Source organism: Escherichia sp. E4736 (assembly GCF_005781225.1).
Classification (GTDB): domain Bacteria; phylum Pseudomonadota; class Gammaproteobacteria; order Enterobacterales; family Enterobacteriaceae; genus Escherichia.
Window position 1 is genome coordinate 137,418 of sequence record NZ_VATT01000011.1, and the last position, 22,453, is coordinate 159,870.

General features: G+C 49.6%; 21 protein-coding genes, 2 pseudogenes and 1 riboswitch. Of the genes and pseudogenes, 9 read left to right on the forward strand and 14 right to left on the reverse strand.

The window, feature by feature from the left end:
* The first annotated feature begins 46 nt into the window (after positions 1-46).
* Genes FEK46_RS08630 through FEK46_RS08640 form a run of 3 tightly spaced genes read left to right on the forward strand, consistent with a single transcriptional unit; the run spans position 47 to position 3,002 of the window.
* A complete protein-coding gene (locus FEK46_RS08630; RefSeq protein ID WP_135559745.1) occupies positions 47-808 on the forward strand; it encodes an endonuclease/exonuclease/phosphatase family protein in 762 nt (253 codons plus the stop codon).
* Positions 805-2,046 (forward strand): cardiolipin synthase ClsB, encoded by a 1,242-nt coding sequence (gene clsB / locus FEK46_RS08635; protein WP_130205109.1) that lies wholly within the window; start codon positions 805-807, stop codon positions 2,044-2,046. The genes FEK46_RS08630 and clsB overlap by 4 nt, the downstream gene beginning before the upstream one ends.
* Positions 2,046-3,002, forward strand: a complete 957-nt coding sequence (locus FEK46_RS08640; protein ID WP_130205107.1) for a YbhN family protein — start codon at positions 2,046-2,048, stop codon at positions 3,000-3,002. Before clsB ends, FEK46_RS08640 begins: the two co-directional genes overlap by 1 nt.
* 35 nt (positions 3,003-3,037) lie before the next feature.
* Here FEK46_RS08640 and FEK46_RS08645 read toward each other — a convergent pair.
* The 7 genes and pseudogenes from FEK46_RS08645 to moaA form a co-directional block, all read right to left on the reverse strand.
* A pseudogene (locus tag FEK46_RS08645) lies at positions 3,038-3,220 on the reverse strand (BAX inhibitor (BI)-1/YccA family protein); the annotation flags it as partial.
* 125 nt (positions 3,221-3,345) lie between these two features.
* Positions 3,346-4,050, reverse strand: coding sequence for a Bax inhibitor-1/YccA family protein (locus tag FEK46_RS08650; protein WP_130205105.1), 705 nt, complete (start codon positions 4,048-4,050; stop codon positions 3,346-3,348).
* Positions 4,051-4,185: 135 nt separating this feature from the next.
* Positions 4,186-4,638 (reverse strand): molybdopterin synthase catalytic subunit MoaE, encoded by a 453-nt coding sequence (gene moaE / locus FEK46_RS08655; protein WP_000852287.1) that lies wholly within the window; start codon positions 4,636-4,638, stop codon positions 4,186-4,188.
* A 1-nt stretch (position 4,639) separates the two neighbouring features.
* On the reverse strand, positions 4,640-4,885 hold the full coding sequence (moaD, locus tag FEK46_RS08660) for a molybdopterin synthase sulfur carrier subunit (protein ID WP_000598612.1): 246 nt from the start codon (positions 4,883-4,885) through the stop codon (positions 4,640-4,642).
* Positions 4,878-5,363, reverse strand: a complete 486-nt coding sequence (gene moaC / locus FEK46_RS08665; protein WP_000080885.1) for a cyclic pyranopterin monophosphate synthase MoaC — start codon at positions 5,361-5,363, stop codon at positions 4,878-4,880. Before moaC ends, moaD begins: the two co-directional genes overlap by 8 nt.
* A 2-nt stretch (positions 5,364-5,365) precedes the next feature.
* Positions 5,366-5,878 carry a molybdenum cofactor biosynthesis protein B gene (gene moaB / locus FEK46_RS08670; RefSeq protein WP_130205101.1) on the reverse strand — a complete coding sequence of 171 codons (513 nt, stop codon included), beginning with the start codon at positions 5,876-5,878 and terminating at the stop codon, positions 5,366-5,368.
* A 21-nt stretch (positions 5,879-5,899) separates the two neighbouring features.
* Positions 5,900-6,889, reverse strand: a complete 990-nt coding sequence (gene moaA, locus FEK46_RS08675; RefSeq protein ID WP_001295301.1) for a GTP 3',8-cyclase MoaA — start codon at positions 6,887-6,889, stop codon at positions 5,900-5,902.
* A riboswitch (molybdenum cofactor riboswitch) is annotated at positions 6,877-7,021 on the reverse strand. (Overlaps the previous gene by 13 nt.)
* 265 nt (positions 7,022-7,286) lie before the next feature.
* Here moaA and yvcK point away from each other — a divergent pair.
* Positions 7,287-8,195 carry a uridine diphosphate-N-acetylglucosamine-binding protein YvcK gene (yvcK, locus tag FEK46_RS08680; protein WP_130214903.1) on the forward strand — a complete coding sequence of 303 codons (909 nt, stop codon included), beginning with the start codon at positions 7,287-7,289 and terminating at the stop codon, positions 8,193-8,195.
* 191 nt (positions 8,196-8,386) lie between these two features.
* On the opposite strand, the gene uvrB is transcribed toward yvcK, so the two are convergent.
* From uvrB to bioB, 5 genes are all read right to left on the reverse strand, one after another.
* Complete coding sequence (gene uvrB / locus FEK46_RS08685; RefSeq protein WP_135559746.1) at positions 8,387-10,408, reverse strand: excinuclease ABC subunit UvrB; 2,022 nt, start codon at positions 10,406-10,408, stop codon at positions 8,387-8,389.
* Between the two features lie 574 nt (positions 10,409-10,982).
* Entirely contained in the window at positions 10,983-11,663 is a 681-nt protein-coding gene (gene bioD, locus FEK46_RS08690; RefSeq protein ID WP_135559747.1) for a dethiobiotin synthase, read from the reverse strand.
* A complete protein-coding gene (gene bioC / locus FEK46_RS08695; RefSeq protein ID WP_135559748.1) occupies positions 11,656-12,411 on the reverse strand; it encodes a malonyl-ACP O-methyltransferase BioC in 756 nt (251 codons plus the stop codon). The genes bioD and bioC overlap by 8 nt, the downstream gene beginning before the upstream one ends.
* Positions 12,395-13,552 carry an 8-amino-7-oxononanoate synthase gene (gene bioF, locus FEK46_RS08700; protein ID WP_135559749.1) on the reverse strand — a complete coding sequence of 386 codons (1,158 nt, stop codon included), beginning with the start codon at positions 13,550-13,552 and terminating at the stop codon, positions 12,395-12,397. Before bioF ends, bioC begins: the two co-directional genes overlap by 17 nt.
* Positions 13,549-14,589, reverse strand: a complete 1,041-nt coding sequence (gene bioB, locus FEK46_RS08705) for a biotin synthase BioB (protein ID WP_000951213.1) — start codon at positions 14,587-14,589, stop codon at positions 13,549-13,551. Before bioB ends, bioF begins: the two co-directional genes overlap by 4 nt.
* 86 nt (positions 14,590-14,675) lie before the next feature.
* Between bioB and bioA the strand changes: the two genes are divergently transcribed.
* The 3 genes from bioA to FEK46_RS08720 all read left to right on the forward strand — a co-directional run bounded on the left by bioA (position 14,676) and on the right by FEK46_RS08720 (position 18,809).
* A complete protein-coding gene (gene bioA / locus FEK46_RS08710) occupies positions 14,676-15,965 on the forward strand; it encodes an adenosylmethionine--8-amino-7-oxononanoate transaminase (protein ID WP_130259787.1) in 1,290 nt (429 codons plus the stop codon).
* A 58-nt stretch (positions 15,966-16,023) separates the two neighbouring features.
* Positions 16,024-16,500, forward strand: a complete 477-nt coding sequence (locus FEK46_RS08715) for a kinase inhibitor (RefSeq protein ID WP_135493581.1) — start codon at positions 16,024-16,026, stop codon at positions 16,498-16,500.
* 563 nt (positions 16,501-17,063) lie between these two features.
* The gene (locus FEK46_RS08720) at positions 17,064-18,809 is read left to right on the forward strand and encodes a glycosyltransferase family 2 protein (protein WP_135559750.1); all 1,746 of its coding nucleotides are present in this window, start codon (positions 17,064-17,066) and stop codon (positions 18,807-18,809) included.
* 65 nt (positions 18,810-18,874) lie between these two features.
* Here FEK46_RS08720 and FEK46_RS08725 read toward each other — a convergent pair whose 3' ends face one another.
* Positions 18,875-21,139 (reverse strand): phage tailspike protein, encoded by a 2,265-nt coding sequence (locus tag FEK46_RS08725; protein WP_135559751.1) that lies wholly within the window; start codon positions 21,137-21,139, stop codon positions 18,875-18,877.
* A gap of 146 nt (positions 21,140-21,285) precedes the next feature.
* Here FEK46_RS08725 and FEK46_RS08730 point away from each other — a divergent pair, with 146 nt between their 5' ends.
* Positions 21,286-21,537, forward strand: coding sequence for an Arc family DNA-binding protein (locus FEK46_RS08730; RefSeq protein ID WP_000532176.1), 252 nt, complete (start codon positions 21,286-21,288; stop codon positions 21,535-21,537).
* Positions 21,538-21,553: 16 nt separating this feature from the next.
* Here the strand turns inward: FEK46_RS08730 and FEK46_RS08735 are convergent, their stop codons facing one another.
* Positions 21,554-21,973, reverse strand: coding sequence for a hypothetical protein (locus tag FEK46_RS08735; RefSeq protein ID WP_000821222.1), 420 nt, complete (start codon positions 21,971-21,973; stop codon positions 21,554-21,556).
* Between the two features lie 134 nt (positions 21,974-22,107).
* Between FEK46_RS08735 and FEK46_RS08740 the strand changes: the two are divergent.
* Positions 22,108-22,453 (forward strand): annotated as a pseudogene (locus FEK46_RS08740) (hypothetical protein); the annotation flags it as partial.

Genomic DNA, 22,453 nt, shown 5'->3' on the forward strand with positions numbered 1-22,453 from the left:
CCGACTACACTATTTCAATGAGATAAGAGGCCAAAACGGGAAAATTATGCCCGATCAAACACAACACTTTTCGTTCAAGGTACTCACCATCAATATTCACAAAGGCTTTACCGCGTTTAACCGACGCTTCATTTTGCCGGAACTTCGCGATGCCGTGCGTACCGTCAGCGCCGATATTGTTTGCCTGCAGGAAGTGATGGGCGCGCACGAAGTTCATCCGCTACATGTGGAAAACTGGCCCGATACCTCGCACTACGAGTTTCTCGCCGACACAATGTGGAGCGATTTTGCCTACGGTCGCAATGCTGTGTATCCGGAAGGGCATCACGGCAACGCCATACTGTCACGCTATCCCATTGAACATTATGAGAATCGTGATGTTTCGGTCGATGGTGCGGAAAAGCGCGGCGTGCTCTACTGCCGCATTGTTCCGCCGATGACCGGGAAAGCGATTCATGTGATGTGCGTACATTTGGGCCTGCGTGAGGCGCACCGTCAGGCGCAGATTGCGCTGCTCGCCGAATGGGTGAATGAGCTGCCGGACGGCGAACCGGTATTGGTAGCGGGTGATTTCAACGACTGGCGGCAAAAAGCTAATCATCCATTAAAAGTGCAGGCCGGGCTGGATGAGATATTTACCCGCGCCCACGGGCGCCCGGCGCGCACGTTCCCGGTGCAATTTCCTCTACTACGACTGGACAGGATCTACGTCAAAAATGCCAGCGCCAGCGCGCCAACCGCGTTGCCGCTGCGGACATGGCGACACCTTTCTGATCATGCCCCTTTAAGTGCGGAGATTCATTTATGAAATGTAGCTGGCGCGAAGGCAATAAGATCCAGTTGCTGGAAAATGGCGAGCAATATTATCCCGCGGTGTTTAAAGCAATTGGCGAAGCGCAAGAACGCATCATTCTTGAAACGTTTATCTGGTTTGAGGATGACGTCGGCAAACAGCTGCATGCGGCGCTACTGGCAGCAGCGCAACGCGGAGTAAAAGCGGAAGTCTTGCTGGATGGCTACGGTTCGCCGGATCTCAGCGATGAGTTTGTCAATGAACTGACGGCGGCTGGCGTGGTGTTCCGCTACTACGATCCCCGCCCTCGCCTTTTTGGTATGCGCACCAATGTGTTTCGCCGGATGCATCGCAAAATTGTGGTGATCGACGCGCGTATCGCCTTTATTGGCGGGCTGAATTACTCCGCTGAGCATATGTCCAGCTACGGTCCAGAGGCTAAACAGGATTACGCGGTACGCCTCGAAGGGCCGATTGTTGAAGATATTCTCCAGTTTGAACTGGAAAACCTGCCAGGACAGAGCGCGGCACGACGCTGGTGGCGACGTCATCATAAAGCGGAAGAAAACCGCCAGCCGGGAGAAGCGCAGGTATTGCTGGTCTGGCGCGATAACGAAGAACATCGCGATGATATCGAACGTCACTATCTGAAAATGCTCACTCAGGCGCGGCGGGAAGTCATTATCGCCAACGCCTACTTCTTCCCCGGCTATCGATTTTTACACGCCTTACGTAAAGCGGCACGGCGCGGGGTGCGGATCAAACTGATCATTCAGGGCGAACCGGATATGCCCATTGTCAGAGTCGGCGCACGCTTGCTGTATAACTATCTGGTTAAAGGCGGCGTTCAGGTGTTTGAGTACCGCCGCCGCCCGCTACATGGCAAAGTCGCATTGATGGACGATCACTGGGCAACGGTGGGTTCCAGTAATCTCGACCCGCTCAGTTTGTCGCTGAATCTCGAAGCAAATGTCATCATCCACGATCGAAACTTTAACCAGACGCTGCGAGACAATCTTAACGGCATTATCACCGCCGATTGCCAGCAAGTGGATGAAAGTATGCTGCCAAAACGGACCTGGTGGAACCTGACCAAAAGCGTGCTGGCGTTCCACTTTTTACGCCACTTCCCGGCGCTGGTGGGCTGGCTTCCGGCGCACACGCCACATCTGGCGCAAGTTGATCCCCCCGCACAACCGGCAATGGAAACGCAGGATCGGGTCGAAACTGAAAGTTCGGGGATGAAGCCCTGATGAGTAAATCACATCCGCGCTGGCGCTTAGCAAAGAAGATCCTCACCTGGCTGTTTTTTATCGCGGTGATTGTGTTGCTGGTGGTCTACGCCAAAAAGGTGGACTGGGAAGAGGTCTGGAAGGTCATCCGCGACTACAATCGCGTTGCGCTGCTCAGTGCGGTCGGGCTGGTGGTCATCAGTTATCTGATTTACGGCTGCTATGACCTGCTCGCCCGCTTTTACTGCGGTCACAAACTGGCGAAACGCCAGGTGATGCTGGTGTCGTTTATCTGCTATGCCTTCAACCTGACACTCAGTACCTGGGTCGGCGGCATTGGTATGCGCTATCGTTTGTACTCCCGGCTAGGGTTACCGGGCAGCACTATTACACGAATTTTCTCGCTCAGTATTACCACCAACTGGCTGGGCTATATTTTACTGGCAGGGATTATCTTTACCGCAGGCGTGGTGGAACTGCCGGATCACTGGTATGTCGATCAAACTACGCTGCGTATTCTCGGCATTGGCTTACTGATGATTATCGCGGTTTATTTGTGGTTTTGCGCTTTCGCGAAGCACCGCCATATGACCATCAAAGGGCAAAAGCTGGTGCTGCCTTCATGGAAATTCGCCCTCGCCCAGATGCTGATTTCCAGCGTTAACTGGATGGTAATGGGAGCGATTATCTGGCTGTTACTCGGTCAAAGCGTGAACTATTTCTTTGTACTGGGCGTGTTGCTGGTTAGTAGTATTGCTGGGGTAATTGTGCATATTCCGGCGGGAATTGGTGTGCTGGAAGCGGTGTTTATCGCGCTACTGGCTGGGGAGCATACCTCCAAAGGCACAATTATCGCCGCCCTACTCGCTTACCGTGTGTTGTATTACTTTATCCCGCTGCTGCTGGCGCTGATCTGTTACCTGTTGCTGGAAAGCCAGGCGAAGAAGCTACGGGCGAAAAATGAAGCGGCGATGTGAAGTTCGGTTAAGTTCTTTAGTATGTGCATTTACGACTAATGAAAAAACCGCGGATGCCTTTGCCAGACAAGCGTTATCGCTATTGCTGCAAGTATCCCAAAGAAGCCGATAAAATAGTAATAGAGTGTTAATGCACCTGTAACAGCGCAACGAACCGGACTCCATAATTCTTCACTATGGCATTTTCCCGCCAGTTCAAGGAGCTTATTTCGTCCATGAAAGATGGATGCGAAAAACACAACCGCCACGCCATAAATTGCTTTTTATACCAGACTCTTGTTTGTTATCGTTTTAAATAAAAAAATCCCGACACATGGCCGGGATATTGGTGGTGAAAAAAGAATTAACGACGATTGCCAAAAATTCGCAGCAACATCAGGAACAGGTTGATGAAGTCCAGATACAAGGTTAATGCGCCAAGAATGGAATATTTGCGCAGGTTCGACGCGTCACGGGTATCAATCTGCTCACCCATATTTTTCAATTTCTGAGTGTCATACGCCGTCAATCCGACAAAGACAATCACGCCGATGTAGGTGACCGCCCACATCAACGCTTCGCTTTTCAGCCAGAAGTTGACCAGCGATGCCAGCACAATGCCGATCAACGCCATAAACAGCATATTGCCGAAGCCGCTTAAATCGCGTTTGGTTGTGTAACCGTACAGGCTCATTGCGCCGAACATCCCGGCAGTAACGACGAAGGTGCTGGCGATAGAGGCAGCGGTATAGACAATGAAAATACTGGAAAGCGTCAGGCCCGTCAGCGCTGAATAAAGCATAAAGAGCATGGTTGTCACACCTGCACTCAGCTTTTGAATCATCGCTGATAACACAATAACCAGAGCTAATTGTGCTATTACCAGACCAATTAAAAAGATGCGGTTGGTGAATAACAGCTCCATAACGGCGGCGGAATTGGCCGCATACCAGGCAACAAACGCGGTAAGCAGCAAGCCTACCGTCATCCAGCCATAGACCTGTGCCATATAGGTTTGCAGGCCAGCTCGGGTTTGTACGATTGAATCAGAACGTGGGAATCTGTCCATGACTTTCTCCTGAAGATATAAGGAATATCTTAAGGATACTGCAAATGATGGGGCTGTGCATCGACGCAGCGTAAACGCATGTACTGAGCGGTGAAATTGCCGGATGCAGCTGTGCGGTATCCGGCCTGCTAAAAACTACCAGCGTTTTGCCGCCTGCTGATCGCTCTCCCGAGCTTCGACCCAGCGGTCGCCTTCCGGCGTGGCTTCGCGCTTCCAGAACGGCGCGCGGGTTTTGAGATAGTCCATAATAAACTGCCCGGCTTCGAACGCACTGCTGCGATGCGCACTGGTAACACCGACAAAAACAATTTCATCACCCGGCCATAATTCACCAATGCGGTGAATTACCGTGACGCGCCCCAGCGGCCAGCGGTTACGCGCTTCATCAACGATTTCCGCCAGTGCTTTTTCTGTCATTCCCGGATAGTGTTCGAGGGTTAATGCTTTGACGCTGTCTCCCAGGTTATGATTGCGCACCTTACCGGTAAACGTGACCACTGCACCGTCTTCGTCACGCTCCGCCAGCCACGGGTACTCTTCCCCTACACTGAACGGCTGCGGGCCGACAACAATTTTGGTTTCTGCCATTTTAACCTCCGGTTACCGGCGGGAAGAAAGCCACTTCGTCGCCGTCAGTCAGCGGATGGTCAAAACTCACCAGCGTCTGGTTGACGGCAGCCAGCAATTTGCCATCTTCCAGCGCCAGCGCCCAGCGATCGCTCTGCGCAGCCAGGTGCTGGCGTAACGCTTCAACGGTTGGGAAATCCGCAGCCACTTCGGTTGCATCTGTTCCCACCAACTCGCGTACCTGGGCGAAAAAAAGAACTTTAATCATCCGCTTCCACCTTAAAGTCACCTGATTTGCCGCCGCTCTTTGCCAGCAAACGTACCGGACCAATCACCATATCTTTTTGCACCGCTTTGCACATGTCATAAATGGTCAGCGCTGCCACGGAGGCCGCGGTTAACGCTTCCATTTCAACGCCGGTTTTCCCGGTCAGGCGGCATAAGGTTTCTATACGCACCCGATTGTGCTCCGGCTCGGCCTGTAAATTGACTTCGACTTTACTGAGCATCAACGGATGACACAGCGGGATCAGATCCCAGGTGCGTTTTGCCGCCTGAATACCGGCAATACGCGCTGTGGCAAACACGTCGCCTTTATGGTGGCGACCATCGATGATCATCGCCAGCGTCTCGCTACGCATGGTGACAAAGGCTTCCGCCCGCGCTTCACGTACAGTTTCCGCTTTGGCGGAGACATCCACCATGTGCGCTTCGCCAGCGGCGTTGATATGGGTCAGTTGCGACATACTTATTTCTTCAAATGTGGATGGAAATTACACGGACGCGTACGGGCATCCAGCTGCGGCGCGATGATATTTTCCCACGCGGTGCGGCACGCTTTGGTCGAACCCGGCATGGCGAAAATCAGTGTCTTATTCGCTACGCCCGCTACCGCACGGGATTGCAACGTTGCTGTGCCAATCTCTTCGAACGACAGCATACGGAACACTTCGCCGAAACCTTCGACTTCACGGTCGAACAGCGGCAGCAATGCTTCGGGAGCCTGATCGCCTTCCGTCAGGCCAGTGCCGCCAGTAATCAACACCACTTGTACATCGTCACTGGCTATCCACGCAGATACCTGAGCGCGAATAGCGTAGCGGTTTTCTTTGACAATGGCTTTATCGACAACGTGATGGCCCGCTTCCTGCGCCGTATCGCGCAGATAGTGACCGGAGGTATCGTCTTCTTCACCGCGACGATTAGAAACCGTAAGAATAGCAATACGGGTCGGGATAAATTCAGTGCTTACCTGACTCATCTGATCTCTCCTTTTGACGTTTTATCCGCCAATGTACGATAAGTTTTGCGTAATACCGGTATTGTTTTGATGCAGGAAATGGGTCTGTTTTTTCTCCCGCAGCGCCGCTGAAATACGCGCTTCCAGCGCCTGTTGCTGGGTATCGTCTTCCAGCAGATCGCGCAGGTTAACGCCGCCTTCACCAAACAGGCAGAGATGGAGTTTACCAATGGAGGAGACACGCAGGCGGTTGCAAGTGGCGCAGAAGTCTTTTTCATACGGCATAATTAGGCCAATCTCTCCGGCGTAATCCGGATGACAAAAGACTTGCGCGGGACCGTCGCTACGTTGACGTAATTGGTGGATCCAGCCGCGACGCAGTAGCTCGTCACGCAGAACCTGACCAGAGATGTGATGTTTACGGAATAGCTCGCTGCCCTCTCCCGTTTCCATCAGTTCGATGAAACGCAGCTGGATAGGACGATGTTGGATCCAGTTCAGAAAGGTGTCGAGCTGGTGATGGTTGACATCGCGCATCAGCACGGTATTGACTTTGACCTTCTCAAAGCCCGCCTCAAATGCAGCATCGATGCCAGCCATGACCTGATTGAATTTATCCTGGCCGGTAATGGCATGAAACTGACGAGCGTCGAGACTATCAACACTGACGTTAATGCCCGTCAGTCCGGCATCGCGCCAGTTCGCCACGTCGCGTTCCAGACGGTAACCATTAGTGGTGACCGCAATCTGACGGATGGCGTCATTTTCCCGCACTGCGGCGATGATATCGGTAAAGTCGCGACGTAAAGACGGCTCTCCGCCTGTCAGACGAACTTTTTCGGTGCCCAGACTGGCAAAGGCGCGCGTAACCCGGCGAATTTCATCGACGGTCAGAAAGCCTTTATTGGTGACGCCGCTCGGCTTGTAGCCATCCGGCAGGCAATATGTGCAACGAAAGTTACACACATCGGTAATCGACAGGCGCAAGTAATAAAACTTACGCGCAAATGCATCAGTCAGTTGTGAAGCCATGTACACCTTTCCAGATACGGGAGGCGAAGTCATTTCTTCCTTCGCCCTGGTGGCAACCTTTCAAAGCATTGTCACGGCCAAAGCACCATATCAGTTGACCCAGGTGCAGAGGCTAGAGTGTTTAGTGGTTATGCCGATACTAGCGCGTAAATGAGATTTTTACCATTCACCCTTTTCGCTATGTAATCATGTATATAGCGTCATGATCGGCCTATTTCGCTACAGAATAAGGGAAAATGGCGGTTTTACTTTGATATACATCATCAGGGATGCAGAGCGAATATTGTCCTTTGGGGGTAGAAAACCATGAGTTGTATCCTCAATATTGGCAGGCTAATTGCTGTTTCCCCGTAATTTGCGCTACTGTAGCGCGGATAATCTGACTTCAGGAATGTATATGCGCAATCGTACGCTGGCTGACCTTGATCGTGTCGTTGCTCTCGGCGGGGGGCATGGACTGGGACGCGTTCTCTCATCACTTTCGTCTTTAGGCTCTCGCTTAACGGGTATCGTCACCACCACGGATAACGGTGGCTCGACGGGACGTATTCGTCGCTCGGAAGGCGGTATTGCCTGGGGCGATATGCGCAACTGTCTCAACCAACTGATAACGGAACCGAGCGTCGCCTCCGCGATGTTTGAATACCGTTTTGGCGGCAATGGCGAGCTTTCCGGTCATAATCTCGGAAACTTGATGTTAAAGGCGCTGGATCACCTTAGCGTGCGGCCTCTGGAAGCCATCAATTTAATTCGTAATCTGTTGAAAGTGGACGCGCAATTAATTCCGATGTCAGAGCATCCCGTTGATCTGATGGCCATTGACGATCAGGGACATGAAGTTTACGGCGAGGTCAACATCGACCAGCTAACTACGCCGATTCAGGAACTACTGTTAACCCCCAACGTACCTGCCACCCGTGAAGCGGTGCTGGCAATTAATGAGGCTGACCTGATAATCATCGGGCCAGGCAGTTTTTATACCAGCCTGATGCCAATCCTGCTGCTTGAGGAAATGGCGCAGGCACTACGCCGCACGCCAGCCCCGATGGTTTATATTGGCAATTTGGGAAGAGAATTAAGCCTGCCTGCGGCGAATCTGAAGCTTGAAAACAAGCTGGCGATTATGGAGCAGTATGTCGGTAAAAAGGTGATTGATGCGGTTATTGTTGGGCCGAAGGTCGATGTTTCTACAGTTAACGACAGATTAGTCATTCAGGACGTACTGGAGGCCAGCGATATCCCCTATCGTCATGACCGCCAGTTGTTACATAACGCACTGGAAAAGGCATTACAGGCTTTGGGTTAACGGGAAGTCGAAAGAAAATTCCGGCTTCTTATTGAAGACAAAGTACACGTTGTTCATGCCGGATGCGGCGTGAACGCCTTATCCGGCCTACAAACCGCGCAAATTCAATGTATTGCAGAGATCATGTAGGCCTGATAAGCGTAGCGCATCAGGCAATTTTGCTTTTGCCATCTCTCTTCTTCGTTATCCTGTCACGAAGCCGCAATAAACAACTCACGCAGCTGATGCAACTGGTCACGAATTTGCGCCGCCTCTTCGAACTCCAGATTTTGCGCGTGTTGCATCATCAGCCCTTCCAGTTCATGGATTTTCTGCTGCAACGCTTTAGGCGACATATCCATCGGTACATTATCCGGCTCAACAATCGGGCGCGATTTTCCTCTGCCCTTCGCTTTGGTTTTGGCAATGTTCTGCCCCAGCGCCAGGATATCGACCACTTTCTTGTTCAAGCCTTGCGGCGTAATGCCGTGTTCCTCGTTGTACTTCTGTTGTTTCTCGCGGCGACGTTCGGTTTCGCCAATCGCTTTCGCCATTGATGGGGTGATCTTATCGCCGTAGAGAATCGCTTTACCGTTGACGTTACGCGCCGCGCGACCAATGGTCTGAATCAATGAACGTTCGGAACGCAGGAAGCCTTCTTTGTCTGCGTCGAGGATCGCCACCAGCGAAACTTCTGGCATATCCAAACCTTCGCGCAGTAAGTTGATCCCCACCAGCACATCAAACTCGCCCAAGCGCAAGTCGCGGATAATTTCCATACGCTCGACGGTGTCGATATCCGAGTGAAGATAACGCACGCGTTCACCGTGTTCTTCCAGATATTCGGTGAGATCTTCCGCCATCCGCTTAGTCAACGTCGTGACCAGTACGCGTTCGTTAATTGCCGCTCGCAGGCGAATTTCTGAGAGAAGATCATCAACCTGGGTCGCTACCGGGCGCACTTCGATAATCGGGTCCAGCAGCCCTGTTGGACGCACGACCTGATCCACAACATCGCCACCGGATTTCTCCAGCTCGTAATTACCGGGTGTTGCAGAAACATAGATGGTTTGCGGGGCTAACGCTTCGAACTCTTCGAATTTCAGCGGACGGTTATCCAGCGCCGATGGCAGGCGGAAACCGTACTCCACCAGCGTCTCTTTACGCGCCCGATCACCTCGATACATGCCGCCAATTTGCGGAATAGTCACGTGGGATTCATCGACCACCAACAGGCCATCGGCGGGGAGATAATCAAACAGCGTCGGCGGTGGCTCACCGGGTCCACGACCGGAAAGAAAGCGCGAATAGTTTTCAATGCCTGAGCAATAACCGAGCTCGTTCATCATCTCCAGATCAAACTGGGTACGCTGAGTCAGGCGTTGTTCTTCCAGCAGCTTGTTATTTGCCAGCAGCACTTTGCGCCGATCGGCCAGCTCTTCTTTGATCTCTTCCATCGCCTGCACAATACGTTCACGCGGGGTAACGTAGTGTGTTTTCGGGTAAATGGTAAAGCGGGGAATGGTTGAGATAATCTGCCCTGTTAACGGGTCGAAAAGCGACAACCGCTCTACCTCTTCGTCGAACAATTCAACACGTAGCGCAACGTCGTCGGACTCCGCCGGAAAAATATCAATCACTTCCCCGCGAACACGGAAAGTCCCGCGCTGGAACGCCTGGTCGTTACGGGTGTATTGCAGTTCCGCCAGGCGCCGCAGAATCGCGCGCTGATCGATAATCATGCCGACCGTCAGATGCAGCATCATCTTAAGATATGAGTCAGGGTCGCCCAGACCGTAGATGGCTGAAACAGAGGCGACCACCACCACATCGCGCCGCTCCAGCAAAGCTTTGGTCGCTGAAAGCCGCATCTGTTCAATATGTTCGTTTACCGAGGCATCTTTTTCAATGAAGGTGTCCGAGCTCGGCACATAGGCTTCCGGTTGATAGTAGTCGTAGTAAGAGACGAAGTATTCCACCGCATTTTCCGGGAAAAATTCTTTCATCTCGCCGTACAACTGGGCTGCCAGCGTTTTGTTGGGCGCCAGCACCATCGTCGGGCGCTGAAGGTCGGCAATGACGTTAGCAATGGTAAATGTTTTCCCGGAGCCCGTTACGCCGAGTAGAGTCTGGTGAGCCAGGCCATCTTCAAGCCCTTCTTCGAGGCGTCGAATTGCCTCAGGCTGATCGCCAGAAGGTTTAAAAGAGGAATTCAGTTTGAACGGTTTACTCATGAGTCGCTACCTGAAGGAGTGGGCGGGCAGGTATGTAATTTTACTCGTCGTGTTTAATAATGCCAACAAATTATACTGGATAAAAAAACAGTTTCACGCCACATTATTTCTGTTACACCGTCAACGAAGGTATCAATCATGAGCATAATTTGCTCAGTGACGAGATAAAACTCCAGGATTGCGGGGTTATCCCCAAAGCAACGGCTTTTTTAACAATTGTCAAGATGGCTGATGACGGATTTATGGCAAGAGATGTCACTTTCATGACTGCCATTGCTTTTATATAATTAATTGAAAAATAACAAATATTTCCTTAAGCCTTCTTTCGCGTCAATTCGCGTGCAAGCCGCGTATTCTCTCGCTTGCATCGCGTTTTCTAACTCTAATGCACATGGTTATCCACAGGAATAGTGGATAACTGCCTGCAGCCCGTATGCCCTGCCGCCTGGGCAATTCCCACACTAACCGCATATTGTGGGGGTAAATATTTTTTCTCAATTCTTTTGAAATTTAATTGGTTGAATTGCAGGCAGCAGACGACGCGATCTCGCTCGCAATTTAACCAAATATATTGCTACAACAAAGCGGTGAGATTGAGGTACTTTCCGGTTAGCGCGTTTTCAGGGGGTTCATCAAGCCATGGGATCTCCCCAAGCAGCGGTGCGGAAATCATCCGCTTGAGCGTGGCCATATATTCAGCGTGACGTTTGCCTGGTGGAGTGACATCGTTCGCTACCCACCCTGCAAGGGTAAGTCCGGCTTGCTGTACAGCCTGTGCGGTCAGCATCGCGTGATTAATACAGCCGAGTTTCACGCCCACAACCAGTATCACTGGCAGTTGTTCTTGCGTTACCCAATCCGCGAAAGTGAAAGACTCAGAAAGCGGCGTAAACCAGCCCCCTGCACCTTCTACCAGTACCCAGTTTGCATGCTGTGCCAGCGCGTGTAACCCGGCGCTCATAACCACGGGGTCGATGGGTCTGCCCTCTTGCGCGCTGATGATGTGCGGCGAGGTCGGTTCTGCGAAGGTGTAAGGGTTTACCGTGGCGTAATCCAGTTGCAGGCTACTGTTGCGTTGCAACGCCAGTGCGTCGCTATTACGTAAGCCTTCTACTGTCATTTCGCTGCCGGAGGCAACAGGTTTGTAACCTGCCGTCCGGTAGCCTGCCGCCTTCGCGGCCTGTAAAAGCGCACAACTGGCGACGGTTTTCCCTACTTCGGTATCCGTTCCGGTGACAAAATAACGTTTACTCACGAGCAATCACTCCCAAAAAAAGATGATACGTCAGAGGATATCGCCCCTGTTGTTGCGGCCAGGCTAGTTGCAATCGCTGCAACTGCGAACGCGTTAATATTCGCGGGTCGCGCCCTTCATGAAGATGCGTTGCGCCAATGCCTTTCAGCGAGCGCATGGCACTGAGCGCATCATCAAACCACAGTGTGACGGGCTGAATATGGTGTTGATAACGCAAGCCTTTCAGCGACTGTTCGATTTCATCTGGCGGTAAAAAGCGATTAGCATGCGGGCGTTCGTCTACCGCCAGCCACGCCTGATGCAGTTCGGGTAACGATCCCTGCGCCAGTGTGGTAAACGCAACCATGCCTCCGGGGCGCACCACCCGATACAGCTCGCGGAGTGCCGTGGATAAATTACCGCACCACTGCACCGCGAGATTGCTCCATGCAAGATCGAACGTCGCATTCGCCAGCGGTAAGGATTCGATATCGCCCGCCAGATAATGATCTGCGGCATCTTTCTGGCGGGCCTGCGCAAGCATAAGTGGAGAGAGGTCTAAGGCCGTCACCTGTGCATAACGTTCGCGCCAGTGGCGGCTCATCCAGCCTGGTCCACAGCCAGCATCCAGTACGTGGGGGTATTTACGCTGTGGGAGCATTGCCAGTAAGGCATCGGCACTCTGGCGCTGTAGATTTGCGTGTTCCTCGTATTGCGCGGCTGCCCGACCAAATGCCGCCGCAATGGCTTGTTTATTGACCGTTGCCATGCAGCACCTCCAGCAGGCGGTCGATATCCTGTGTTTCATGTGCCGCAGTCAACGTCAGGCGCAGTCGCGCAGTGCCGACGGGTACGGTTGGCGGGCGAATCGCCGTGACCCAGCAGTCTTGCTGGCGCAGTTTTTCTGCCAGTTGTAACGCACGGCTGTTATCACCGACGATTAATGGCTGGATGGCGCTGCATGAATCCGCAAGCGTAAACGGCAAACCCTGCACTCCGGCACGAAAACGCGTAATGAGTGCCGCCAGTTTTTCGCGCCGTGCATCACCCTCATCACTACGAATGACCGCCAGCGATGCACGTAATGCCTGCGCCTGAGCGGGCGGCATACTGGTGCTGTAGATAAGATGGCGGGCGAATTGCAGCAGATAATTCGCCACGCTATCAGAACAAAGCACCGCCGCGCCGCTGACGCCAAATCCTTTGCCAAAAGTGACTACCAGCAGTTCCGGCTTCACCTTTTGCTGCCAACAACTGCCTCGCCCCTGTTCACCGATAACCCCCGTGCCGTGGGCATCATCGACCATCAACCAGCCATTGTGCTGTTGCGTTACCTGTTGAATTTCCGTAAGCGGCGCGCTATCGCCGTCCATACTAAACACACCTTCTGTCACCACCAGTTGCTGCCCCAGACAGGAGGCAGCAAGCAGACGTTCCAGATGAGCGACACCGTTATGAGTAAAACGGCGAAGCTGCGACGGGCTTAAACTGGCAGCCTCCAGCAAGGAGGCGTGGCTAAGCCGGTCGGCAACAATACGATCCTCTTTCGCCATCATCGCAGTAATGACCGCCTGATTAGCGGCAAAACCAGAGATAAACAACAGCGCCCGCGAATAGCCCAGCCACTCGGCCAGTTCTTCTTCCAGCGACTGATGCGCCACGCTATAACCGCTGACATGACCGGAACCGCCGCTACCTACACCAAACTTTTCTGCGCCCTGCTGCCAGGCGCGGATAATTTTCGGATGATGGCTTAAACCGAGGTAATCATTGCTGGAAAAGTTCAGATACTGGCGCTCGTCCGCCACCAGCCAGCGTCCGGCTCCTTGCGCCACCGGATAACGGCGACGCAGGGCATCGGCAGCACGCCGCGCATCGAGCGCCGCGTTGATTTTCTCCTGCCAGCTCATAGTGCTGCCGCGTTGTAATATTCGTCGGTATCCGGGGTCATCAGCGCCTGCTCCAGACGCTGTTGTTGCTCGTTATCGCCCGCCAGAACGGCGGTTTGCTGCGGATTCAGCCCCAGTTTGCGGAACAGTTGCAGGTCTTTATCTTCTTCCGGATTCGGCGTAGTCAGCAGTTTGCAGCCGTAGAAAATCGAGTTTGCGCCAGCCATAAAGCACATTGCCTGAGTCTGTTCGTTCATCTGCTCACGTCCGGCAGAAAGGCGCACGTAAGAGGTCGGCATCATGATCCGCGCTACGGCAATGGTGCGAATAAAATCAAAGGCATCGACATCATCGTTATCGGCCAGAGGCGTGCCTTTCACCTTCACCAACATGTTGATTGGCACGCTTTCCGGCGGCGTCGGCAGGTTTGCCAATTGCAGCAATAATCCGGCGCGATCTTTTACCGTTTCGCCTAAGCCGACAATGCCGCCAGAACAGACTTTGATCCCGGCATCGCGCACTTTTTCCAGCGTATCGAGACGTTCCTGATAAGTGCGTGTGGTGATGATATTGCCGTAAAACTCCGGCGAGGTGTCGAGGTTGTGGTTGTAGTAATCCAGCCCGGCATTCGCGAGGCGCTGCGCCTGAGATTCACTCAACGTACCCAGCGTCATACACGCCTCCAGGCCCATCGCTTTTACCCCCTGCACCATTTGTTCCAGATACGGCATATCGCGTTCGTGGGGATTCTTCCACGCCGCGCCCATGCAAAAACGCGTCGATCCCGCCGCTTTCGCTTTGCGCGCCGACTCCAGCACCTGTTCGACTTCCATCAACCTCTCGGCTTCCAGTCCGGTTTTGTAGCGCGAGCTTTGCGGGCAATATTTGCAATCTTCCGGACAAGCACCGGTTTTAATCGACAGCAAAGTGCTGACCTGCACCTGACGAGGATCGAAATGCTGACGATGCACCTGCTGCGCTTCAAACAGCAGATCCAGCAATGGTTTTTCAAATAATTCTGTGACTTGCGACAATGTCCAGCGTGGGCGGTGAGCCATGGGGCTTCTCCAAAACGTGTTTTTTGTTGTTAATTCGGTGTAGACTTGTAAACCTAAATCTTTTCAATTTGGTTTACAAGTCGATTATGACAACGGACGATCTTGCCTTTGACCAACGCCATATCTGGCACCCATACACATCCATGACCTCCCCGCTGCCGGTTTATCCGGTGGCGAGCGCCGAAGGTTGCGAGCTGATTTTGTCTGACGGTAGACGCCTGGTTGACGGTATGTCGTCCTGGTGGGCGGCGATCCACGGCTACAATCACCCGCAACTCAATGCCGCGATGAAGTCGCAAATTGATGCTATGTCGCATGTGATGTTTGGCGGTATCACCCATGCGCCAGCCATTGAGCTGTGCCGCAAACTGGTGGCAATGACGCCGCAACCGCTGGAATGCGTTTTTCTCGCGGACTCCGGTTCCGTGGCGGTGGAAGTGGCGATGAAGATGGCGTTGCAGTACTGGCAGGCCAAAGGCGAAGCGCGCCAGCGTTTTCTGACCTTCCGCAATGGTTATCATGGCGATACCTTTGGCGCGATGTCGGTGTGCGATCCGGACAACTCAATGCACAGCCTGTGGAAGGGATATCTGCCGGAAAACTTGTTTGCTCCGGCTCCACAAAGCCGTATGGATGGCGAATGGGATGAGCGCGATATGGTGGGCTTTGCCCGCCTGATGGCGGCGCATCGTCATGAAATCGCGGCGGTGATCATTGAACCGATTGTCCAGGGCGCAGGCGGGATGCGCATCTACCATCCGGAATGGTTAAAACGAATCCGCAAAATGTGCGACCGTGAAGGTATCTTGCTAATTGCTGACGAGATCGCCACCGGATTTGGTCGTACCGGCAAACTGTTTGCCTGCGAACATGCAGAAATCGCGCCGGACATTTTATGTCTCGGCAAAGCCTTAACCGGCGGCACGATGACCCTTTCCGCCACGCTTACCACGCGCGAGGTTGCGGAAACCATTAGTAACGGCGAAGCCGGTTGCTTTATGCATGGGCCAACTTTTATGGGCAATCCGCTGGCCTGCGCAGCAGCAAACGCCAGCCTGGCGATTCTCGAATCTGGCGACTGGCAGCAACAGGTGGCGGCTATTGAAGTACAGCTGCGCGAGCAACTTGCCCCCGCCCGTGATGCCGAAATGGTTGCCGATGTGCGCGTGCTGGGGGCAATTGGCGTGGTCGAAACCACTCGCCCGGTGAATATGGCAGCGCTGCAAAAATTCTTTGTCGAACAGGGCGTCTGGATCCGGCCTTTTGGCAAGCTAATTTACCTGATGCCGCCCTATATTATTCGCCCTGAACAGTTGCAGCGCCTGACCGCAGCGGTTAACCGTGCGGTACAAGATGAAACATTTTTTTGCCAATAACGAGCAGTCAACCTGAAGGTTTCTGGCTACACTTTCTGCAAACAAGAAAGGAGGGTTCATGAAACTCATCAGTAATGATCTGCGCGATGGCGATAAGCTGCCGCATCGTCATGTCTTTAACGGCATGGGTTACGATGGCGATAATATTTCGCCGCATCTGGCGTGGGATGATGTTCCTGCGGGAACCAAAAGTTTTGTTGTCACCTGCTATGACCCGGATGCGCCAACCGGCTCCGGCTGGTGGCACTGGGTAGTGGTTAACTTACCCGCTGATACCCGCGTATTGCCGCAGGGGTTTGGCTCTGGTCTGGTAGCAATGCCAGACGGCGTTTTGCAGACGCGTACCGATTTTGGTAGAACCGGGTACGATGGCGCCGCGCCGCCGAAAGGCGAAACGCATCGCTACATTTTTACCGTTCACGCGCTGGATGTAGAACGTATTGATGTCGATGAAGGTGCCAGCGGCGCGATGGTCGGGTTTAACGTCCATTTCCACTCTCTCGCCAGCGCCTCGATTACTGCGATGTTCAGTTAATCACTCTGCCAGATGGCGCAATGCCATCTGGTATCACTTAAAGGTATTAAAAACAACTTTTTGTCTTTTTACCTTCCCGTTTCGCTCAAGTTAGTATAAAAAAGCTGAACGCGAAACAGTAAAAATCAATAATATCAATGCGTTACAATGCATTTAGTCTAAAAAATAGACTACATGATACTACAAAACACAACATATCCAGTCACTATGAATCAACTACTTAGATAGTATTAGTGACCTGAGACAGAGCATTAGCGCAAGGTGATTTTTTGTCATCTTGCGCTAATTTTTTGTCACAAAAACATGTCGCACTCCAGAAGAGCACAAAGCCTTGCAATTCAGTGCAAAGCTTTGTGTGTCTCAGTTTTGTTTCATCAGTCACAGCACGCCATAGAATGCTGACTTGCTTGATGTGTCTGCGGTTCACAATCCTTCAGCAATTTTCACAACTTGCCAGCAAACATCCAATGGCAACGCCTTATCGTCATGTTGCGCATTTACAAAATGCAATATAAATATGTTAAATTATTATAGAAATCACATAACGTTACGAGGGGTACACTGTGGGGATTTTTTTACTAGGCCGCAAGTTCGAAGGATCAAGCTTACTTTTTGATAAGGGACGCTTATTTTTACAGAACAGCGTTGATGGAAATGTCTTCCTTGTAGTTGAGAAAGGAGGAAATCGAGCGTTTCTTCATACTGGTGAAAAATTTATAGATTTTGTTAGAGTTGGGCACTTGTCACATTTGAAATGCTATCTCTCACGTGAGAGCGACAGACTTTTATACTGCGTTTCATCATTAGGTGATGCTATTGAGAAGACAGTAACAGCAAACAGAACAAAAGCAAGTGGCTGGGAAACATTTGATATGCTTCCTGCAAAAGACTTAAGCGAATCATCCCTTAATCAAATAGAAATGCTTAAGGAAATATATTTTAAAAATGATGATTTAACATCTGTTTTCAACAGAATTGTTAGATCAGATTTGATTGACAAAGGAAGAACGATTGAAAAGCTAATTGAAATAATGAGCGTCGACGATAAGACATATATCTCTTATCATCTATCTAAAAACATCAGTGAATTAGCAACGCTTTCTGATATTTCAGATGATGCGCTATTTAAAGCATTTGTTTCAAACCTAACCAACTACAGCAAAAAAATATCTGTTATAGATGAAAAACTTGATTTTTTATCTAAGCTTTCGAACCAAATTATTTCTAAAAACAGCTGGATTGAACTAATTCATAATTTAAGAAAAATATCTCCACCAAAACATAAATCATGCATTGTTGCAACATGCAAAAATGAAGGTGTTTATCTTATTGAGTGGATAGCTTACCATCTAAGCATTGGGTTTGATGCAATATTTATATATTCTAATGGTAATGATGATGGTTCTGACGAACTACTTAATAATCTTCATAATGAAGGAATCATATACTACATAAAAAACATTGTTGGAGATGGTGTTAGTGCACAAAACAAGGCTTATGCTCATGCACTAACAATTAACAAGGAGGTTCTAAATTATGAATGGAGTCTTTTCATTGATATAGATGAATTTTTTGTTTTAAACGAATACATGTTTTCTTCCATCACTGATTATCTAGACTGGCAAAACAAAAATGAAACTGACGCAATTGCTTTAAACTGGATGTTTAGCAAACCAGTGGAAAATAGCGACTGGATAAACAATCCAATAACTAAAAGATTGCCATATATTAATAAAGAAGCAAGCGCTCATATCAAAACATTTTTTAAGCCTCACAAATTCTCAGGCTCAACCCCTCATTTCCCATTGTGCAATAGCAATTATAAGTTCGCATATAGAGACTCTTCAGGTAACATTCATGAAAAGTCCATCACAAAAAATGATTTATCATTTTCTAACAAACCACAAAACTCACACGCTTACATTATTCATTACTTCAATAGAAGTATAGCTGAGTTTATTTGGAAATACTCTAGAAACAGAGGTAATCACCCAAATACAAAAAGCGGAAATAACTTTACAGAACACTTATTTCAGTTCCTTGGCTTCTTCACATCATCATTAGACTCACCACGGTTCGTGGAGAATGAATCAATTGCTAAAATGACTGACATCATTGATTCAAAAATTAGCGAAATAGTAGCAAGCGAATCAATACAAATTGCGTATGAGAATGTTAAGAACAGGACAAGAGAGCGTTACGAATTAATCGAACCTTTATTTTGGGAGTATTTAAAGGGAAACATCAACTCAGAAAAACATAAAGACTCAATTTCAGATTTTATATCTAGATTTAAAGAAAAAGCCTAATCAATTTTCTGCGGAGGTAATCCACCTCCGCTATTTTATAATACATTGTGTGATTTACAATATTTTCATTTCGATGAGTTAATTGCCTCAATGATACGCTTCAGGATTTCATTATTTCTGCGTTGTAATGCAGCCTCAAGGACTAAGGCCTCTTCATAACGGATCCCATAACGTGAGCCTGCCGGAGTGACCAGAATATCTTCATATTCTGGATCTGCCTCTTCTTCATACTCTTCTTCGACTTCTTGAAACTCTGTCTCGATGTACTCTTCTTCTACATCTTCAACTACAGGGACGCTCACGAATGGATTTTGCGCAAATGGTGAACCATCTTCATTAAGAACAGGTATCATTTCCATTTTTGGAGCCTGATACTCTTCATTCACTACTCGTTTAATCCGTGTTCCGTCTTCCAGTACCTCATCCTTTAATACCTGACGACTCTCAGTAACCATCACTTGTTTGCTTACAATTCGAGTTTTAGTAACCTGCACAGGAACTGTTGTTATGCGAGTTTTAGTAACCATTACACCTTCGTTTGTCTGAACCTTAGTATATTGATCATCCCACTCGTCAAAGCAAAAGAATCCAAATCGGTGCACATCAAGCCCATGACGTTCAAACGCCTCCTTTGCACGTTGAGCTATTACGCCAAAATGCCAACGAGCTCCGTCTTCTCCTTTTTCTTCTGTTCTGTCAAGATACTGAAATTGAACGAAGTCAACCTCTGACCATGCGTCAAGTATTGTATCAGTGATTTCAAGAGGTGCAGTTTTAGCTCGCTCATCTGAAGTAACGGTAAAGGCTGTTTGAGTGAATCCACCAGACCACACACGACCAGCAGTTCCGACCGTGCTATTACTGTTCTGTGAGTATGGTGTAATAGATGAGTCTACTCTTACAACCCCATCCCCCTTTGGAGATAGCCTCAAATCAATATCTGTATCGCTTCCAGCAACGCCAACAGCAGGAGCATTAGATGCTGTCTGTGAGCGCATGGCTAGATAATTGGCAGGAACTGTAGGCCCAGACTCTATGGAAAATATAGGTAACCCAGACGATAATCGTGTAAATACTACGCCATTATCACTAAATAACATTCTGGTTGATCTGGTTGCATCCTCCAAAACAGAGAGTATTTCAGAAGTTTTCTGATTTGAATTGTTGTACCAAGTCATTGAGTGTCTATTACCAAAAGCAATTGCCACACCTTGACCTGTTGATTCTCCGTCGGTTCCTTTAAGGCTATTGCTGCCAAATACGATGCCCTTCAGAAAGCGTGCTGTTTTCCCAGCAGTTTTGTCGTTAGCTATTATTCCAATTGCTGCCGATGCAGCATTCAACACTTCTCCAGCTTGGGTTAATTCACCACCTGAGCCTAACCATAATGCGTCAGTCTGACCGTTGGGGAACATTGAATTAGGATACAGTTCACGCTCATTCCCCCTGTTTGCTATATCAAGTTCAAGACCGTGACTTGCTCCGATTGTTCCTGCATTTCTTACAGTTGAACCATAAAGTGCCCATGCGCTAGACCTAACACCTGATGAATCATCGTTGTAAGCCATCCCGGCTACGGCAAGAGCAGCATTACCCGGTTCACCATCTCCAGTATGAGCAGATCCAAAAATTCCTATCCCATCTGGTGGGGCAATCCCAACATTTCTACAGTGTCGCTCTAAATAGAAATAAATATTTCCCCCTAGCCCTGCCATCCATGGCACTTGCCTTAACCAATACCCACCAATGAATGTAACATCCATTTCCATTTCCCACGATGTAAGTGGGTCTGAAACAATATCCTGACTTAACAAATAAGTGCCAGCAGGAATATAAATTTTGCGCCTTGTCGCATTAGCCGCAAGAAACGCTTCAGTAGAATCAACAACCCCTGTTGGGTCAGCACCTCCGGCAAAACCACTCCAAGTAACAGGCTTTGCTAATCCTCCGACAAATCCAGCTCCACCAGGCCCCTCCAGTTCAGATCGCAGTTGATCGGGGTCATACTTCAGCACATTAGGAAAATAGAACTGCTGCGCACCATATGCATCATATACAGCCATAGAATGGCCTTGCACAGTTACGAACTTGGCAATCTGTCCGTTATATACCGGGTAACCAGCAGCGTTAATGATGATTGGTTGCGAAACAGGAAAGTGAGAGCCGTCTTCGTTCTCCACATAAACCTGAATCTGGTTTTCAGGATTTACCGGGTCAGTGTCAATTTTACCGATATAAATTTTGCCATTGGCTACGGCTTTAAAAGAACGCGCCATAGTGAAGAGTTGCGAAGGCATACTCACTACAACATTAGCTGTAATGTCTGTCATTTAATTTGCTCCAGATACAAGGAATCGCCGCAGCATTGCCACAGTGATGCATTATTAATCAAACAAAGGGACCGCTGTGGTCTTATTGAGGATGCAACCAGCAGATAATAAGATGCCGATCCACTCACAAAAGCGAGGCATCAAGAATGGGAAGAGATGACCCGCAATTTAATCTGCGGCTACCTTACGAATTAAAGGAAAAACTAAAACAGCGAGCCAAATCCAATGGTCGCTCTCTTAATTCAGAATTAGTTCAGATAGTGACTGATGCTGTATCAAAGCCATCCAAAATTTCAGGCTATCGAGACGATGCGGAACGAATCGCTGATGAGCAGTCCGAACTTGTTAAGAAGATGGTGTTTGATACGCTGAAAGATTTGTACAAAAAACCCACCTGATGGTGGGTTCCATTTATTAGTCTTGCTTTGTGGACGGTATAAGTGATGCATTTGCCTCTTTTGGCTTCAAGGTATACATTCCACCATTAAATGGATCTACAGCAAGCCAACCAATTAACCCACCAAACACAAGGTTTCCACCAATATACCAACCATTAGCATTGGCTTTGATTGGCAAGGTTACTGGCTCGTACCCATCCTTTTCCATAGTGATCTGATAGCTCTTTTTGCCAAAATAACTACCATCTGACTTGGCAAGAGTTACTCCTTGCGGGGTCTTACCTTGCGCAACAATCACGCCTGATTCGTCTTTTACCTTAAAGCTCGCACCGGAAGGATTGCTGTTCACTTGCACAAGCTGTGTTTCGTCACCAACAATAGTTGCGCACCCAGATAACAATATAGCGCCAGCAACGACGCCGATAATCCTCTTCATATTACTTTCCGTTTTGTTAGAATCAGAAAGATCTTAATAATAAAAAGTATTTTCGTGAAGATATTGTCGATTGAGTTAATAACTCATTTACACCCAACAGTGCCATGATGGCAAAGATAAGGAGAGTTAATCATATGAAAAAATCACTGTTAATTATCCCGCTTCTGCTGGCAGGGTGTGCAAAGGTTAGCGACTATCAGGCAAGTTGCGAACAACGCTATCCAAAGCTTAGCGATATGGCTAATTGCCTTGATGCTAGCGTGAAGAACGACTCACGCATGGCATCAGCACCAACACCTAAGTTATATGTCCTTGCTGCGAAGATGCTCGGGCAAGGTGTCGATGATGGCAAGATAAGTGACGCGCAGGCAAGGCTTGAGCTTCAGAATCTTTATGTTCAATTACAAAGCCAAGAACAAGCCCAACAAATAGCGCAAAGCCAAGCATTCCAGCAGGCTTTATTGGAGTGCCCCCAAGCCC